The sequence below is a fragment of the Amycolatopsis sp. NPDC003676 genome, assembly GCF_053587275.1.
Genome location: NZ_JBSFNS010000467.1, coordinates 1 through 1,005 on the forward strand (window position 1 = coordinate 1; position 1,005 = coordinate 1,005).

1 protein-coding gene and 1 pseudogene are annotated in these 1,005 nt (G+C 71.3%); both read left to right on the forward strand.

The window, feature by feature from the left end:
• Positions 1-525 (forward strand): annotated as a pseudogene (locus tag ACWDNU_RS47305) (nuclease); the annotation flags it as partial.
• Positions 526-578: 53 nt separating this feature from the next.
• Positions 579-1,005 (forward strand): alcohol dehydrogenase catalytic domain-containing protein (locus ACWDNU_RS47310; RefSeq protein ID WP_449673643.1); only part of this gene is annotated, 427 nt, incomplete at its 3' end.

Consider the following 1,005-nt stretch of genomic DNA (forward strand, 5'->3'; position numbering starts at 1 on the left):
GCCGATCTGCACGGCCGCTGCGTCGCCTTCGCCGGTCGCGGCGCGTCCCCCGGCAGCGCGGGCACCGAGATGTTCGTCGACGTTGCCCTGTTGCGGCTCACCCTCAACCATCACCAGCTGGCGACCGGCCTGGCCTACCCGACGTTCTATCGCAGCCTGTTCCCCGCCCTGCGCGCCGAATTCGCCGCCGTCGCCACGGCCGCCGCGACGGCGCCCACCCCACTCGGTGTCTGGGCGGCCGACGCCACCACCAGCGGCGCCGCGATCACCACGCCGACGTCGCTGTCCGACGACGTGGTGATGCTGCCGAAGCTGTTCCGCCGCCTCGCCGACTACCTCGCGCTCGGCGACGGCGATCTCTCGCTCGACGGCTTCCCCGCCTTCCTCGCCCAGGCCGCCGACCGCTTCTTCATCCTCTCCACCGGCCACTCCACCACCGGCCTCGACGCGATCACCGTGGTCGACGGCCCGACCGTGCGCCTGACCCACCCGCCGACCGATCTGGTCTTCGACGAGAAGGTGTGATCGGTGGCTGGACCCCGCTAGCGTTGGCGGCGACGTCAACCTAGGAGGTCCGCATGCCCGACACCGTCCGCGGAGTCATCGCCCGCGCGAAGAACGCGCCGGTCGAAACCGTCGACATCGTGATTCCCGATCCGGGGCCGCACGATGTGGTCGTCCGCGTCCAGGCGTGCGGGGTCTGCCACACCGACCTGCACTACCGCGAAGGCGGCATCAACGACGAGTTCCCGTTCCTGCTCGGGCACGAGGCGGCGGGTGTCGTCGAGTCGGTCGGCGCGGCGGTCACCCATGTCGCCGAGGGCGATTTCGTCGTCCTGAACTGGCGCGCGGTCTGCGGCGAATGCCGGGCCTGTCGGCGCGGTCGCCCGTGGTACTGCTTCGACACCCACAACGCCAGCACGCCGATGACGCTCACCGACGGCACCCCGCTCACCCCGGCGCTCGGCGTCGGCGCGTTCGCCGACAAGACCCTGGTGCACGAGA